The organism is Streptomyces sp. NPDC102259 (assembly GCF_044766465.1).
In the GTDB taxonomy this organism is placed as follows: Bacteria; Actinomycetota; Actinomycetes; order Streptomycetales; family Streptomycetaceae; genus Streptomyces.
The window spans coordinates 153,571-169,278 of sequence record NZ_JBIWMA010000014.1; the positions used below are offsets into that span (position 1 = coordinate 153,571).

At 71.6% G+C, this 15,708-nt stretch carries 14 protein-coding genes; 6 read left to right on the forward strand and 8 right to left on the reverse strand.

Going from position 1 to position 15,708, the window contains the following annotated elements; genetic code table 11:
• Positions 1-112: 112 nt before the first annotated feature.
• Both ACIRPU_RS28875 and ACIRPU_RS28880 read right to left on the reverse strand, forming a co-directional pair.
• Positions 113-562, reverse strand: coding sequence for a hypothetical protein (locus ACIRPU_RS28875; RefSeq protein WP_403872342.1), 450 nt, complete (start codon positions 560-562; stop codon positions 113-115).
• On the reverse strand, positions 562-1,896 hold the full coding sequence (locus tag ACIRPU_RS28880) for a tetratricopeptide repeat protein (protein ID WP_403872344.1): 1,335 nt from the start codon (positions 1,894-1,896) through the stop codon (positions 562-564). The genes ACIRPU_RS28875 and ACIRPU_RS28880 overlap by 1 nt, the downstream gene beginning before the upstream one ends.
• A gap of 356 nt (positions 1,897-2,252) precedes the next feature.
• Between ACIRPU_RS28880 and ACIRPU_RS28885 the strand changes: the two genes are divergently transcribed.
• Positions 2,253-3,623 (forward strand): M14 family metallopeptidase, encoded by a 1,371-nt coding sequence (locus ACIRPU_RS28885; protein ID WP_403872346.1) that lies wholly within the window; start codon positions 2,253-2,255, stop codon positions 3,621-3,623.
• On the opposite strand, the gene ACIRPU_RS28890 is transcribed toward ACIRPU_RS28885, so the two are convergent.
• The 5 genes from ACIRPU_RS28890 to ACIRPU_RS28910 form a co-directional block, all read right to left on the reverse strand.
• The gene (locus ACIRPU_RS28890) at positions 3,620-4,303 is read right to left on the reverse strand and encodes a hypothetical protein (protein WP_403872348.1); all 684 of its coding nucleotides are present in this window, start codon (positions 4,301-4,303) and stop codon (positions 3,620-3,622) included. The genes ACIRPU_RS28885 and ACIRPU_RS28890 overlap by 4 nt on opposite strands.
• 65 nt (positions 4,304-4,368) lie before the next feature.
• Positions 4,369-5,847, reverse strand: a complete 1,479-nt coding sequence (locus tag ACIRPU_RS28895) for a GntP family permease (RefSeq protein ID WP_403872350.1) — start codon at positions 5,845-5,847, stop codon at positions 4,369-4,371.
• Positions 5,848-6,006: 159 nt separating this feature from the next.
• Positions 6,007-6,417, reverse strand: a complete 411-nt coding sequence (locus ACIRPU_RS28900) for a RidA family protein (protein ID WP_355706656.1) — start codon at positions 6,415-6,417, stop codon at positions 6,007-6,009.
• Positions 6,418-6,424: 7 nt separating this feature from the next.
• Positions 6,425-7,192: an IclR family transcriptional regulator gene (locus ACIRPU_RS28905; protein ID WP_384112215.1), complete on the reverse strand. Its 768-nt coding sequence runs from the start codon at positions 7,190-7,192 to the stop codon at positions 6,425-6,427.
• The gene (locus ACIRPU_RS28910) at positions 7,189-8,232 is read right to left on the reverse strand and encodes a sugar kinase (RefSeq protein ID WP_403872352.1); all 1,044 of its coding nucleotides are present in this window, start codon (positions 8,230-8,232) and stop codon (positions 7,189-7,191) included. The genes ACIRPU_RS28905 and ACIRPU_RS28910 overlap by 4 nt, the downstream gene beginning before the upstream one ends.
• A gap of 172 nt (positions 8,233-8,404) precedes the next feature.
• On the opposite strand from ACIRPU_RS28910, the gene ACIRPU_RS28915 reads away from it, so the two are divergent.
• Together ACIRPU_RS28915 and ACIRPU_RS28920 are read left to right on the forward strand one after the other, a co-directional pair.
• Complete coding sequence (locus ACIRPU_RS28915) at positions 8,405-9,679, forward strand: amino acid deaminase (RefSeq protein ID WP_403872354.1); 1,275 nt, start codon at positions 8,405-8,407, stop codon at positions 9,677-9,679.
• A gap of 11 nt (positions 9,680-9,690) precedes the next feature.
• The gene (locus ACIRPU_RS28920) at positions 9,691-11,316 is read left to right on the forward strand and encodes an amidohydrolase family protein (protein ID WP_403872356.1); all 1,626 of its coding nucleotides are present in this window, start codon (positions 9,691-9,693) and stop codon (positions 11,314-11,316) included.
• Positions 11,317-11,342: 26 nt separating this feature from the next.
• Here the strand turns inward: ACIRPU_RS28920 and ACIRPU_RS28925 are convergent, their stop codons facing one another.
• Positions 11,343-12,248 (reverse strand): serine protease, encoded by a 906-nt coding sequence (locus ACIRPU_RS28925; protein ID WP_355706651.1) that lies wholly within the window; start codon positions 12,246-12,248, stop codon positions 11,343-11,345.
• A gap of 912 nt (positions 12,249-13,160) precedes the next feature.
• Here ACIRPU_RS28925 and ACIRPU_RS28930 point away from each other — a divergent pair.
• The 3 genes from ACIRPU_RS28930 (at position 13,161) to ACIRPU_RS28940 (ending at position 15,640) form a co-directional block, all read left to right on the forward strand.
• Complete coding sequence (locus ACIRPU_RS28930) at positions 13,161-14,372, forward strand: pyridoxal phosphate-dependent aminotransferase (protein ID WP_062640747.1); 1,212 nt, start codon at positions 13,161-13,163, stop codon at positions 14,370-14,372.
• 84 nt (positions 14,373-14,456) lie between these two features.
• On the forward strand, positions 14,457-14,897 hold the full coding sequence (locus ACIRPU_RS28935; RefSeq protein ID WP_403872359.1) for a hypothetical protein: 441 nt from the start codon (positions 14,457-14,459) through the stop codon (positions 14,895-14,897).
• Between the two features lie 158 nt (positions 14,898-15,055).
• A complete protein-coding gene (locus ACIRPU_RS28940; RefSeq protein WP_403872361.1) occupies positions 15,056-15,640 on the forward strand; it encodes a Uma2 family endonuclease in 585 nt (194 codons plus the stop codon).
• Positions 15,641-15,708: the final 68 nt, after the last annotated feature.

Consider the following 15,708-nt stretch of genomic DNA (forward strand, 5'->3'; position numbering starts at 1 on the left):
GGCGGGTCCGGCAAGGGGGCGTGCGCGATCTCCACCCGATGTGCTCACCCCGCGTCGAACCACCGCGGCGGCGGGGGCCGCCGACGCCGCACAGCGAGCGCCGCACCGCGGCTCAGGAAAGTTGGGCGGGGTCGGGCTGCGTGGTGGGTGTCTGGGCGAGCACTGATGGTGGTGCCCCCTGGCCCGCGGTCACGGCGGTGACCCGGCGGGCGGCCCGGCCGACGCCCTCCTCCAGGCGTCTGCCCGGCGTGCGGGAGAGGGCGAAGATGACGGCGAGCGACACGGACGGCGCGCCTATCGCGAAGCCCGCCACGATGGGTTCGCCGGCGTCCAGCGCGTACTTGGCGAACAGGACCATCAGACCGACCGAGCCGAGGGCCAGGAACTGTCCGAGGATCTTCGTGGCGGCGCGCACCGTCTCCATGCGTCGCCGGTGCCGTTCCTCGGCGATCGACTCCTGGAAGATCTCCTGGGCCAGCCCGGGTTTGATGGCCTCCCACTCCTGCGCCGCCTTCGGCGGGGGGAGCATGCCGTTCCAGCGATTCGCCGACTGTCGGGCCACTACCGCTCCTCCTCCCCGTCGTTCCCCTGACCGGTCACCGGCTCTTCCTGGACCGGCTGCTCCTGCTCCGGCCTACCGGCGGCCGGGTGCTGCGGGGCGCTCTTTCTGGCAGCCGCGATACCGCGCCGCAGATTGGTCAGCCGCCCCCGGACGTCTTCGGGGACACGGGCCGCCGACGGCCGTTCCGAAGGGCCGGCCGCGCCCGCGATCGGACTCGCCCTCCGGACTCGGCGGGGAAGGCCGGACGCCGTCGTGCCCGCCGCTGCCGACGCCGGTTCGTCCGGTCCCGTCCTCGTCGAGGCGCGGCGCCGACGGAACCACTCCGACTCCGACGAGACGGGCTCGGGCTCGGGTGCGTTAGCGACCGGCGCCAGGGCGGGCGGCAGGTCGCGCCGCGGGTCGAGCTCACGCAACTGGCTCTCCAGGAAGGCCTTCATCCGCACGAGGTACTCGCGCTCCAGAGCCCGCGGGTCGGTGAGCCCACGCTCCGGGCGGCGCGTGGCCGGGGGCGGCTCGTCGGGCTCCGGGCGCATCGCCTGCTCCACCTGGCGCAACTGGCTCTCCAGGAAGCTCTTCAGCCGGGTCCGGTACTCCCGCTCGAAGGCCTGGAGCTCCTCGACCTTCCGCTCCGCCACGGCCTGCTCCCCCGCGGCTCTCTCGGCCGTGGCGGCCACGGCCCTCGCCGCCGCTCTCTGCGCCGCCCACTCCTGCGCCGCCCTCGTCGCCTGCGCCGTGGTGGACTCGGGGCGGTCCCGGTGGTCATCGCGGCGTCGGTAGGCGGCGCGGGAGTCGGGTGGGTCGCTGGCGCTCAGCACCTCCCGCAGCCCGCCGGGGGTCAGCCCGGGGCGCAGGAGCGCCTCGGCCTCCGCGGTCCGGTCGCGGGCCCGCAGCAGCCACGCGAGTCCGGCGACGGGCCGCAGGGCGACCGGGCGGTCCGACGGCAGGGTGAGCGCCTGTCTGAACCTCGCCTCGGCCTCGGGATACCGGCCGGCGGCGGCGAGCACGTCGGCGAGTTCGGCGAGGATGTCGGCATCACCGGGGCGCTGTGCGTGGACGCGTTCGAACAGCCCGGCCGCCAGCAGCGGGTTTCCGTGTTCCGCGTACTCACGGGCGAGCGCGAGCAGGTCCTCGGGGCTGCCGCCGAACTGCGCGGACCGGCCGCTCTTCGGGCTCGCCCGCTCGGGTGGCGGGCCGAGCGCGTCGTACGTGACCCCCATGCGCCGCGTGAGACCCATGACGACGTCCGGCTCCTGCCCGGGAGAAGGGTCCTCGTCGTCCGTGAGCCCCGGGGCCATCACGCTCAACGCCCCCGCCAGCAGTGCTTGCCACTCCAAGCCCCCCACCCCCGCGAAGCAGGCCCCCAGTGTCCCTCAGCCACGGGCCGCACAACAGGCCTCGTTCGACTCCGAGTTACCCGATCATCACGCGTCGCATGCGCCACCCCCGCTCAGGGGACGCGGGCGCCTTCACCTGACACGCGTAGTGCGCCATGCCGGGGAGCCGCTTCGGCCGGTGCGGCCGCGGATACACTGCGCGGCCGGTCGCTCGCCGATTTCCGCACGATTCCGGCCAACGGCCCTTTGTCGTCTCTTGACCTGCTCATGCCATGCCCCGACGATGAGCGGCACCGCACCGCCGCACACAGCAAGCGCACAGCCCCCCACAACCCGGCTCCCCACAAGGAGAGTTCATGCGACTTCGCATTCGCGGCTCAGGCGCTGGCGCCACAAGCGCCCGCAGCGGCAGACGGACCGCCGTCCTCGCCGCACTGCTCGCCCTCGCTCTCGCCGCGCCGGTCTCGGCGACGGTCACCGACGCGGCGGCGGGCAGCGCCCCGAAGGCGGCACCCTCCGCCGACGACATCCACCAGTACGAGATCCACGTCCACCACAGCACCCCCCAGATGCGCACGGCGATCGCCGCGTCCGGGGTGAGCGTCGACGAGGCCGACGAGGAGACCGTCGTGGTCTCCGGCCGCGCGGACCAGGTGAAGAAGCTGCGCGCGCAGGGGTACGAGGTGTCCCTGCTGGGCTCGGCGCCGGACCGGGTCGCCGAGGACGAGGTACGGCTCTTCGACTTCCCGACCGCCGACTCGAAGTACCACAACTACGCCGAGATGACGACGGAGATCGACCAGCGCATCGCCGCCTACCCGGGCATCATGAGCAAGCGGGTGATCGGCAAGTCCTACCAGGGCCGGGACATCGTCGCCATCAAGATCAGCGACAACGTCGCCACGGACGAGGCCGAGCCGGAGGTGCTGTTCACCCACCACCAGCACGCCCGCGAACACCTCACCGTGGAGATGGCGCTGTACCTGATCCGTGAGCTGGGCGCCGGCTACGGCTCCGACTCCCGGGTCACCAACATGGTCAACGGCCGCGAGATCTGGATCGTCCCCGACCTCAACCCGGACGGCGGCGAGTACGACATCGCCTCCGGCTCCTACCGCTCGTGGCGCAAGAACCGGCAGCCCAACTCCGGTTCCTCGTACGTCGGCACGGACCTCAACCGGAACTGGAACTACAAGTTCGGCTGCTGCGGCGGCTCTTCGGGAACGACGTCCTCCGAGACCTACCGGGGCACGTCCGCCGAGTCCGCGCCCGAGGTGAAGGTCGTCGCCGACTTCGTGCGCAGCCGGATCGTGGGCGGCAAGCAGCAGATCACCGCGGGGATCGACTTCCACACGTACAGCCAGCTGGTGCTGTGGCCGTTCGGCTACACCACCGCGGACACGGCGACCGGGATGACCGCGGACGACAACGCCGCGTTCAAGGCCGTCGGGCAGAAGATGGCCGCGAGCAACGGGTACACCCCCGAGCAGTCCAGCGACCTGTACATCACCGACGGGTCGATCGACGACTATCTCTGGGGTACGCAGAAGATCTTCTCGTACACCTTCGAGATGTATCCGTCGTCCAGCTCGGGAGGTGGGTTCTACCCGCCCGACGAGGTCATCGAGCGGGAGACCTCCCGCAACCGGGACGCGGTGCTCCAGCTTCTCGAGAACGCGGACTGCATGTACCGGTCCATCGGGAAGCAGAGCCAGTACTGCGTTTAGTCGACGGCCTTGACCTCGGTGTCCTTGACGTCGGCGTCGCCTGAGTCGGTGTCGTCGACCTCGACGGCCTCGCCCTCGGCGCCCGCTTCCTCTTCGGCTTCCCCGTCTTCGAAGTAGGCGTCGAGGACCGCGTCCAACTGCTCTTCCCACTCCTTGAAGCGGGACCTGGCCGTCGCCTCGATCTCGATCGGGTACCAGCGGCGGTCAGGGGTGTGCACCGTGATGGTGAACCGCTTCCCGAAGCGCGGTGTCTCGGTCTCGACCGCGCCGATCTCGTCCCAACGGAACTCGCACGACTCCTCGTCGAGGCGGAGCCGGACGCCCTTGGCGTCGGCGGCGATCCGCGCACGGCGGTCGGAGGCCTCGAAGACGGGTCCCTCGACGGACTCGGAGGAGTCGGAGGAGTCGGAGGAGTCGTCCGACTCGTCGGACTTCTCGAACTTCCCGGGCTTCTCGGACGGTTCCGGCTTCGCCGACGCGTCCGGGCGCTCCGACGCCGCTGACTCCCCCTTCCCCGTGTCGGGCTTCCCCGTGTCGGGCTCGACGGCGTCGCCGCCGTCGGGTGCCGGCTTCGCGTCCTCCGGCTCCGCGGTCACGGGCGACGTGAGCCCGGGGATGAATGCCGGGTCGAACCCGGCGCCCTCCAGGGGCTGGCTGCTCGAACCTATGCGCTGCTCCACAGCGGGCAGTATGGTCGAAGATCCTGTGCCGGACACAGTCAGCCCCTGACTTCGTTACCGGAGTCCTACACGAAAAGGCTGATTCCGGCCGCCATCACGAACCCGGCCACCGACAACACCGTCTCCAGCACGGTCCATGTCTTCAGGGTGTCGCGCTCGCTGATGCCGAAGTACTTGGCCACCATCCAGAATCCGCCGTCGTTGACGTGCGAGGCGAAGATGGAGCCCGCGGAGATGGCCATGATGACGAGGGCCACGAAAGCCTGTGCGTGGTCGCCCTCGGCGAGCAGCGGCGCCACGATGCCCGCCGTCGTCACGATCGCCACCGTCGCCGAGCCCTGCGCGACCCGCAGCACCACCGAGATCAGGTAGGACAGGACGATCACCGGCAGGCCCACGTCGTTGAAGGTGTCCGACAGCGCCTGGGCCACCCCGCTCGCCTTCAGGACGGCACCGAAGACGCCGCCCGCGCCGACGACCAGCAGGATGTTGCCGACCGGCTTCAGCGAGGCCGTCGAGACCGTCTCCAGCGACTTGCGGGACCAGCCGCGCCGGACGCCGAGCAGGTAGTAGGCGAGGAGCAGGGCGATGGTCAGCGCCACGAAGGGGTGGCCGAAGAACTCGATCACCGAGCGGCCGGTGGACGGGTCCAGGGCGATGGAGGAGAAGGTGGCGGCGAGGATCAGGATCAGGGGCGTGCCGATGATCCCGACGACCGTGCCCAGCGGCACCGGGTCCTCGCGCGGTACGACGCCCTGCGTCCGCTGCTCCTCGACGACCGCCCGCTTCGCCTCGGCCGCCGCCTCGACCATGTCCTGCGGCACCGGGACGAAGATGCGGCGGCCGATCCACGCCGAGTACGCCCAGGCCGCCAGCACGGCCGGGATGCCGCAGACGACACCCATGAGGATGACCCAGCCGAGGTCGACGTGCAGCAGGCCGGCGGCCGCGACCGGGCCGGGGTGCGGGGGCAGGAACGCGTGGGTCATCGACAGCCCGGCGAGCAGCGGGAGGCAGTACAGCAGGATCGATTTGCCGCCCCGCTTGGCGGCCGCGTAGACGATCGGGGCCAGCACGAAGATGCCGACGTCGAAGAAGACCGGGATGCCGAAGATCAGGCCGGTCAGGCCCATCGCGAGGGGGGCTCGCCGCTCGCCGAACACGCCGAGCAGCCGGGACGCCAACACCTCGGCGCCGCCGCTGACTTCGAGGACCGCGCCGAGCATCGTGCCCAGCCCGATGATGATCGCGACATGGCCGAGGATGCCGCCCATCCCGGACTCGATGGTGGAGACGGCGTCCGAACGCTGGACGGTGCCGAAGAGTTCGGTCACGGACAGACCGGCCAGCAGACCGACGGCTATGGAGACCGCGAGAAGGGCCACGAAGGGCTGGATCCTGACCTTGATGATCAGGAAGAGGAGGAGGGCGATGCCGAGGGCGGCGACCGTCAGCAGGCCTGCGGTGCCGTCGATCAGGAGAAGCAGTCCGCCGGTGTGGGGTGGGGCCTCGGTGGGGGTGGATGCCGCGAGCGGAAGGGGCATTCGGGGGTCCTCTGATGGAGTTCACGGAGCTTTCGGGCAGGGGGGATCGCGGCACGGCGTCCCCTGCGAACGGGGACGCCGCGCCGTGAGGCGTTACAGCGTGCGGAAGTTGACGAGGCGTCGGCCGAACCGCTCGGCCAGACCGCTCGGTCGGGACGGTCAGCCGAGGACTGCGAGTGCGTCGATCTCGATCAGGAGTCCGGCCGGGAGGCCGACGTAGACCGTCGTGCGGGCCGCGGGCGGGGCGGTGAGGCGCTGCTCCTCGAAGTACGCGTTGTAGAGCTCGTTGAACTCGGCGAAGTGCGCCGTGTCCGTCAGGTAGACGCGGATCATCATCACGTCGTCCCAGCTCGCGCCGCCCTCCTCGAGGATCGCCTTGACGTTGGCGAGGGTCTGGAGGGTCTGCTCGCGCAGGGTGGGGCCCGCGGGCGTCGGCGGGCGGCCCTCCTCGGCGGGCAGGAAGCCGACCTGGCCCGCGACCTGGAGGATGTTGCCCTTCCTCACCCCGTGCGAGAACCTCGCGGGCGGGGTGGTGTGGGTCTTGGGGGTGAGGGCGGTCTTCTCGGTCATGCCTGGCTCATTCCTTCGGGGCTTCCTTGATCGGGGTTCTGCCGGAGTACTCGCCGCTGACGGCGTCCGCCGTGCGGCGTACCAGCGGGCGCAGGGTGAGGAGTTCGTCGGCGGTGACGACGACGTTCGGCGCGGAGACCGACATCGCGGCGACCACCCGGCCGTCGGCGCCCCGGATCGGCGCGGCGACACAGTTGATGGACTCCTCGTGGCCACCGAGGTCGGTGGCCCAGCCCTGTTCGCGCACCTTCTCCAGCTCGCGCAGGAATGCGGGTGCGTTGGGGGTCGAACGGGACGTGTAGAGGGGGTAGTCGAGCTTCTCCGCGATCACCCGTCGCTCGGGCTCGGGCAGGTCGGCGAGGAGCAGCTTGGCGACGGCGGCGACCGTGATGGCGACGGGCTTGCCGATCCGTGAGTACATGCGCACCGGGTAGCGGCTCTCCACCTTGTCGATGTAGAGGACCTCGCCCTCCTCGTACACGGCGAGGTGGACGGTGTGCCCGCAGGTCTCGTTCAGACGGGCGAGGTGCGGATGGGCGATCTCACGGATGTCGAGGTTCTCCATCGCCTCCTGGGCGAGGGCGAAGAGGCGGGCGCCCAGGCGGTAGCGCTGGTCGGACTGGCGGTAGACGAGGCCGTGCTCGTGCAGGGTGCGCAACAGCCGCAGGGCCGTCGATTTGTGCACGCCGAGGCGGTCGGCGACCTGTCCGAGGTCGGCGGGTCCCTCGGCGAGCAGCGGCAGGATGCTCAGCGCTCGGTCGACGGTCTGGCTCATGTTGTGCGTACCTCCTCGTCGGCCCGGTCTTCGGCGTGCGTCCAGCCGGGGCCGAGTCGAAGTCTCCCCCACGCTGCGTCGTCGAGGGCCGCGAGCCGGTCGGCGTGGTCGCGGGAAGGCGGCACGGCCAGGTCGCCGGGGACGGTGAGGGCGGCGGCGGCCATGAGGTGTCCGTGCCGGAGGCGGTCGCGCACGGGGAGTCCGCGCAGGGTGGCGGAGAGGAATCCGGCGGCGAAGGCGTCCCCGGCGCCGACGGCTGCGACGACGTCGACCCGCGGCGCGGGGACGTGCAGGGCGCGCCCCCGGTCGAAGACGGTCGCCCCGAGCGCTCCTTGTTTGACGACGAGCACCTCGGGGTCGGGGAACGCGGTCCGTACGGCGTCGACGCCGTCCAGGCCCCACACCTCGGCCGCCTCGTCCTCGCCGACGAACACCAGGTCGGCGCCGCGGGCCAGTTCGAGGAGGACCTGGGGGCTGTTGCCGTCCGTCCACAGCCGGGGCCGGTGGTTGACGTCGAAGGAGACGAGGGGCCGGCCGGGCCGGGGAGCCGTCAGTTCGCGCAGCAGGCCGAGGCAGTCCGCGGAGAGGGCCGCGGTGATCCCGGTGAGGTGCAGTACCCGGCCGGCGAGCACGGCGTCGAGGCCGACGGTGTCGACGGACATCGCGGAGGCCGCCGACCCGGTCCGGTAGTAGGCGACCTCGTGCGCGTCGGTGGCCCGGTCGCCGGCGGTGCGGAAGTAGACGCCGGTCGGGCGGTCGGGGTCCCGTCGTACGGCGGTCACGTCGACCCCGTAGGAGCCGATGGTCTCGAGGAGGTGGTCGCCGAACCCGTCCGCGCCCACCCGGCCGACCCAGCGCACCGCGTGTCCGGCCGCCGCCAGCGCGCAGGCCACGTTGGACTCGGCGCCGCCGATGCCCCGGCCGAAGGAGGGGACGTCGGCGAGGCGGCCGGGCCGGGAGGGCAGGAAGGTGACCATGGACTCGCCGAGCGCGACGACGTCCACGGCGTCGGGGGCGGTGCGGGTTCCGGTGGCGGTCACGATCGTCGTGGCTCCCATGCTGGTGCGTGCGGGCGAAGCGAGATGGCGGTCCCCCCGGCCGAAGGCTGGGGGAGGCTCCGTTGACCCCGCGTTGGCCGAGATGTTAGACAGCGGTAAGCGATATACGCAATGGACGTTGCAGCTTGTGCAACGCTCCTGATCAGGAGGTTCCATGAGTACCGAGGCACTCGAGGCGCTCGCCCGACTGGCCGAGGAACGCGTCGACCACCGCTTCAAGGGCCTCCCGCCGGACGCCGACGGCCTCACCGTCGGCGAGCTGGCCGCCCAGCGCCGCAACCTCTTCACCGACGGCTTCGCGACCCCCGTACTCGCCCTCTCGGCCGAGCGCCTCGAACACAACCTCGCCCTCATGGAGACCTACGCGACCCGCCACGGTCTCGCCTTCGCCCCGCACGGCAAGACCTCCATGGCCCCGCAGCTCTTCCGACGCCAGCTCGACCGCGGCGCCTGGGGCATCACCCTCGCGGTCCCGCATCAGGTGCGGGTGGCCCGTGCGTACGGCGTCCAGCGGGTCTTCCTCGCCAACGAACTGGTGGACCCGGCCGCCCTGCGCTGGATCTCCGCGCAGCTCGACGCCGACCCCGGGTTCCGCCTCGTCTGCTACGTCGACTCGGTGCGCGGCGTCGAGCTGATGGACACCGCGCTGCGCGGCGCGCGACGCCCCCTGGACGTCGTCGTCGAACTGGCCGCCGGCGAGGGCGCCCGCACCGGCGTCCGTACGGAGACGGAGTGCGCGGCGGTCGCGGACGCGGTGGCCGCCGCGCCGACCCTGCGGCTGGTCGGGGTCGCGGGCTACGAGGGCGAGGTCCCGCGGGCCGACCCGGAGCGGGTGCGGGCCTGGCTGCGCCGCCTGGTCGCCCTCGCCGTAGACTTCGACGAGGCGGGACGGTTCGCGGGCGTCGAGGAGATCGTCGTCAGCGCGGGCGGCAGCGCCTGGTTCGACACGGTCGCCGAGGTCTTCGCCCGGATCCCCGCACTCTCCCAGCCGGTGCTGAAGCTGCTGCGCTCCGGCGCGTACGTCTCGCACGACGACGGCCACTACCGCGAGCTCACGCCGTTCAACCGGGTTCCCGAGGAGGGCGCGCTGGAGCCCGCGTTCCGCCTGTGGACCCAGGTGGTCTCCCGCCCCGCCCCCGACCAGGCGTTCGTCAACGCGGGCAAGCGGGACGCGGCCTACGACCTGGACCTGCCGTTCGCCCAGGTGATCCGCCGCGACGGCACGGAACGCCCCGCCACCGGCGTCTCGGTGACCGCGCTCTCCGACCAGCACGCCTGGCTGCGCACCACCGCCGAGGCAGACGTCGAGGTCGGCGACTGGGTCGGCCTGGGCCTCTCCCACCCCTGCACGTCCTTCGACAAGTGGCCGCTGATCCCGCTGGCCGAGGCGGACGGCACCGTCGTCGACTACATCCGCACATTCTTCTAGGGAGTCGGAACGTGGAAGACCTCGTCATCCGGGACGCGGACGTCGTCGACGGCACCGGCGCGGACTCCTACCGCGCGGACGTGCTGATCGACGACGGCAGGATCGTCTCCATCGTGAAGGAGGCGGCGGCCGCCGGCTGCCAGCGCCCGAAGGCGGTACGGGAACTGGACGCGGAGGGGCTGGTCCTCTCCCCCGGCTTCATCGACATGCACGCCCACAGCGACCTCGCCCTGCTGCGGGACCCCGACCACAGCGCGAAGGCCGCGCAGGGCGTCACCCTGGAGGTCCTCGGCCAGGACGGGCTGTCGTACGCCCCGGTCGACGACCGCACCCTCGAAGGGGTCCGCCGGGCCATCACCGGCTGGAACGGCTACGGCGAGGACCTCGACTTCGACTGGCGTTCGGTCGGCGAGTACCTGGACCGCCTGGACCACGGCTTCGACGGCCGGGGCATCGCCGTCAACGCGGCCTACCTCGTCCCCCAGGGAACGGTCCGTGCCCTCGTCGTCGGCTGGGAGGACCGCCCGGCCACCGACCGGGAGCTGGACCGGATGCGCCGGCTGGTCGCGGAGGGGCTGGAACAGGGCGCCGTCGGCCTCTCCTCCGGGCTGACCTACACGCCCGGCATGTACGCGCGAGGCGCCGAACTGACCGAACTGTGCCGGGTGGTGGCCCGCTACGGCGGCTACTACTGCCCCCACCACCGCAGTTACGGGGCCGGCGCGCTCCAGGCGTACGCGGAGATGGTCGAGCTGACCCGCGAGGCGGGCTGCCCGCTGCACCTCGCCCACGCCACCATGAACTTCGGCGTGAACGAGGGCCGCGCCCCGGAGCTCCTGACCCTCCTGGACGAAGCGCTCGACTCGGGCGCCGACATCACCCTCGACACCTACCCCTACACCCCCGGCTGCACGACGCTCGCGGCCCTGCTGCCCAGCTGGGCGAGCGAGGGCGGCCCGGCGGAGATCCTGCGCCGTCTCGCGGACGACGGCACGGCCGCCCGCATCCGCCACGACCTGGAGGTGACCGGCGCGGACGGCTGCCACGGGGTGCCGGTGGACTGGGACACGATCGAGATCTCGGGCGTGGGCGACGAGCGGCTGGCGGACCACGTGGGCCGCACGGTCCACGCCTCGGCGCTGCTGCGCGGCGAGGAGCCCTGGACGACGGCCCGCCGCCTCCTCCTCGAGGACCGGCTGGCCCCCACGATCCTCCAGCACGTCGGCCACGAGGAGAACGTCCGCACGATCATGCGCCACCGCGTCCACACGGGCGGCTCGGACGGCGTCCTGACCGGCGCCAAGCCGCATCCGCGGGCGTACGGCACGTTCCCGCGCTACCTCGGCCACTACGTACGGGAGTCGGGAATCCTGTCCCTGGAGGAGTGCGTCGCCCACCTGACCGGCCGTCCGGCGGCCCGCCTGCGCCTGCCGGACCGGGGCCTGGTTCGCGAGGGCCACCGCGCCGACCTGGTGCTCTTCGACCCGCACACGGTGGCGGCGGGCTCCACCTACGAAGCCCCGCGCACCCTGCCCACCGGCATCCCGCACGTCCTGATCGACGGCCGCTTCGTCATCGAGAACGGCCGGCGCACGGACGTACTGGCGGGGCGGGCGGTCCGTCGCAGTCCCATGTGACGGAACGCCTCCCGGTGGTCCGAGCCCTACGGCTTGGGCAGGGTGCAGGCGGTGGCGCTCAGGTTGAGCTGGTTGCCGGTCGTGAAGCAGGCCGGGATGATGTAGGTCTCCTGGGCGTAGTTGATGCCCTGGCGGACGGTGACGGTGCCGCTCGCGTCGACCTCACAGGGGTTGTTCTCGGTGCAGCGCGCGCCGTCCTCGTTGCCGGTGTTGTTGACGGCGACGACCTTGCCGGTGGACTGGTCGATCACCGGCGAGCCGGAGGTGCCGCCGATGGTCTGGCAGGCGGAGGTGTAACGGACCGAGTCCTTCCAGGTCCAGTCCCCCTCCTTCAGGCGGTACACGAAGCCGTCGATGTTGCAGTTGTAGAGCGTCTTCCAGTACCCGGAGGCCACGGTGATGGCGGTGCCCGCGGTCGGGTGGGTGTTCTGCACCGTCAGCGCGGAGATCCCGTACGAGTTCTTGATCGTGGCGTACGTGCTGGTGAGCTGGTAGATCGAGATGTCCGTGTCGGTCATCGTCCCGTAGGCCAGCTTGCTGGCGCGCAGGGTCGCGACCCGGGTGCCGGCCGAGTTGAGCAGGCCGAAGGTACGGCTGGAGGCCTGGTTGACGAGCACCTCGCCCGGCTCCGGGAAGCCGGTCGACAGGCAGTGGCCGTTGGAGAGCACCAGCGCCGGGTCGGTGTCCAGGGAGTTGGGGAAGCGGACGACCGAGCCGGAACAGTTGCTGAGCGCGACGGTCCCGGCGAGGTTGACGGCCTGGAGCGTCGGCGCGGCGGCGGCCTTGGTGCCCGCCGTGACCGCGGAGGCCGCGGAAGCCGAGGCCGCGGAGGCCGTCGCGGGCTTCGCGCTCACCGGCGCGGCGACCGCGGGTGCCGCGCCCGCCCCGGCGATGGCCAGGGCGAAGAGCACGGCAACGAGAGGCTTTCTCATGTGGGGGTCCCCTCTTACGACAAGGCGACCGGAGATCTTCCGGCCGCCCGTAGCTTTTGTCATGCGCATTGTTAGCGCAGGGAGAGGGGAGGACAAGGGTCGCTTTTCAGCCGCCGGGACCTCGCTTCCGGGGTGCGCCCCGGCCTACCTGCCCCCCTTGTCCCGGCCCCGACCCTTCCCGGGGTTGCCCTTCGCGGACCCGGACGCCGAGGCGGAGACCGCGGCAGTCGGCGCCTGGCTCGTGGCGGCGCCGGCCGACGACCCGACGGAGGGCGCCTCGGACGCCGTGACCCCCGAGGACGGCACCGGAGCGACCGAAGCGGACGGGGTCGGCTCCACCGATCCGGCGGAGCCGCTCGCCGCCGAAGCCGGCACGTCCGACGGGCTCACCGCGTCGTCCGACGCCGAACGCGTGCCCCCCCTGCTCACCCCGCTGGTCCCCGGCCGGATCCCCGCCCGGATCCCCGGAGAGGGACATCCCCGCCACCACCGCGGCCAGCGCCACCGCCCCGACCGCCCCCGGCGGCGACCTTCACGCGGCGCGAGTAGCGGCCGCCCGGCCGGCGCGCGGCACGCCGACGGTCCGCCCGGCCGCCCGGCTCGGGCACCGACTCCCTCTCCGCAGAACGGACCCGAGGCAGCTCGGCCGTCTCGTCGTACGCGTTCTCCCACCCATGGGCGGCCGCCGGATCGGCGTACCGCTCGTACGGGGCCGGATCGGTCTCGGCGTACGGGTGGTACACGATCGGCCGCACCGGAGGTACGCCACTCTCACCTGGCCTGAACATGCCGCGGATTGTAGGGACAGGAGTGACTCCTGGGACAGCTACCGCCGATAACGACCCAAACCGCCCGTCTCACGTGGCGGGAAACACGCCCCCGGAAGCGTTACCGGGCCGTAAGCTCCCAGACATGCAGGTGATCCAGTCGACCAAGCTCGCCAACGTCTGTTACGAGATCCGGGGCCCGGTTCTCGAGGAGGCGATGCGCCTGGAAGCGGCTGGTCACCGCATCCTCAAGCTGAACACCGGCAACCCGGCCGCCTTCGGCTTCGACTGCCCGCCGGAGATCCTCGAGGACATCCTCCGCAACGTCTCGACGGCACACGGCTACGGCGACGCGAAGGGTCTGCTGGCCGCGCGCAGGGCCGTCGTGATGCACAACCAGACACTCGGCATCGAGACGGACGTCGAGCACGTCTTCATCGGCAACGGCGTGTCCGAGCTGATCGTCATGGCGATGCAGGGCCTGCTGGACGACGGTGACGAGGTCCTGGTCCCGGCCCCGGACTACCCGCTGTGGACCGCCGCCGTCTCCCTCTCCGGCGGCACCGCCGTGCACTACCGGTGCGACGAGCAGTCGGACTGGATGCCCGACCTCGCGGACGTCGAGCGCAAGGTCACCGACCGCACCAAGGCGATCGTCATCATCAACCCGAACAACCCGACGGGCGCGGTGTACGACGAGGCGATGATCCGGGGACTGACGGACATCGCGCGCCGCCACAACCTCCTGGTCTGCTCGGACGAGATCTACGACAAGATCCTCTACGACGGCGCCACGCACACCCCGACCGCCAAGGTCGCCCCGGACCTGCTCACCCTCACCTTCAACGGCATGTCGAAGGCGTACCGGGTGGCCGGCTACCGGGTGGGCTGGATGGCGATCTCCGGTCCGCGCGCGCACGCCGACTCCTACATCGAGGGTCTGACGATCCTGGCGAACATGCGCCTGTGCGCGAACATGCCGGGGCAGCACGGTGTCGTGGCCGCGCTCAGCGGGCGCCAGACGATCCAGGACCTGGTGCTGCCGGGCGGGCGGCTCAAGGAGCAGGTGGACACGGCGTACGAGCTGCTGACGCAGATCCCGGGCGTGACGTGCGTCCGCCCGAAGGGGGCGCTGTATCTGTTCCCGCGCCTGGACCCCACCGTCTTCAAGATCAAGGACGACCGGCAGATGGTCCTGGACCTGCTGCGCCAGGAGAAGATCATGGTCGTCCAGGGCACCGGCTTCAACTGGCCGGAGCCGGACCACTTCCGGGTCGTCACGCTGCCGACCGCGACGGACCTGCGGGACGCGGTGGGCCGGATCGCCCGCTTCCTGGACGGCTACAGCCAGCCCTAGTGACCGCGGCGGTTTCATGGGCGGCTCAACTTTAGACGAAATCCAAGCTAGGATGGTTTCCTGACAGCACAGGAGGCCATCCTCATGTACGAACCGATCCGCAAGCCTTCATCCCGTGGGTCTGTCCACACCACGATGGCCGGCACGCCCTCGGACTTCCCCCATCGCTCCCGCGAGGAGGAGCTGGACATCCAGCTCGCAGCTCATCTCGCGGCGCTGCTCGCCGTCACCGACGAGCTGCGCGCGGCGGCGCCGTCCGCCGACCTGGACTCCGCGGCCACACGGCTCGCGCAGCAGGTGACCCGGTTGCGAGGAGGACGGACGCCGGTCCGCTCCACCCTCGCCGCCGGCCCGGCGGACCCGGGCCCCGCGGTCCTGCACGAGCGGGCGCACGCCCTGGCGGGCCGCGCCCTCCTCGTCGCCGCGTCCCGCGCGGACACCGCGGCGGCCATCCTGGCGGCCCAGCGCATGGACGCGCACGCCGCCGCCCTGGTGGAGAACAAGGAACTGAGCACCGCCGGCTGAACCCGGTTCACCGGGGCCACCCTCCCGGTGAACCCCCTCCCCGGCCCCACCCCTGGCCGGGGCTTCCCTCCGGGGACCATGAACGGCCCCGGTCCGCGTGCACCCGCAGCGACGCGCGGACCGGGCGCCATCTTTCTCCGTACTCTGAGGAAATGGGCATGGGGTACGTGAAGATGCGCGCGATCGCCGAGGAGCTCGAGGCCTTCGCCGAGGCACTCGAAGGAACCTGGCGCGCGGAGATCGGCCCCTCCGGTCCGGTACTGGCCATGAGGCGCCCGTCGAATCGTCATCAGGGCACGCTCCATCGCATCCGCGAGCAACTCGATGCCCAGCTGCCCACCACACACCCCGGCCATGTCTGTGCGAACGGCCCCCTGATCGAACGCCCCGCGATCGCCCGCATGCGCCGCCCCGATGCCGTCGTCATCCCCGAGGCGGTGCTCGACGAGGAGGGCCTCGCCGTCGACTCCACGCACGTACTGGCGGTCGTCGAGATCCTCCCGCCGTCCGCCCCAAACCACGACCTGATCGAGAAGCTCGCCGACTATCCGGCCATGGGCATCCCTTGTTTCATGATCGTTGGCCCCCGCAAGGGCACCATCGAGGTGCACTCCGACCCGAGCCGGGGGCGCTACCGCCACACCGAGTCCTACATCTACGGCGACAAGGTCCCCTTCGGCCCCTGGACCGTGGAGACCGACGACTTTCGGCGCTACGGCAAGGCCGGCGACCGCACGGACTGACCGGTCGTCACCCGGCAAGGGGAACCTCCCCTTCCTGTTGCGTTCCGGGGCACCCCCTTCACCCCCCG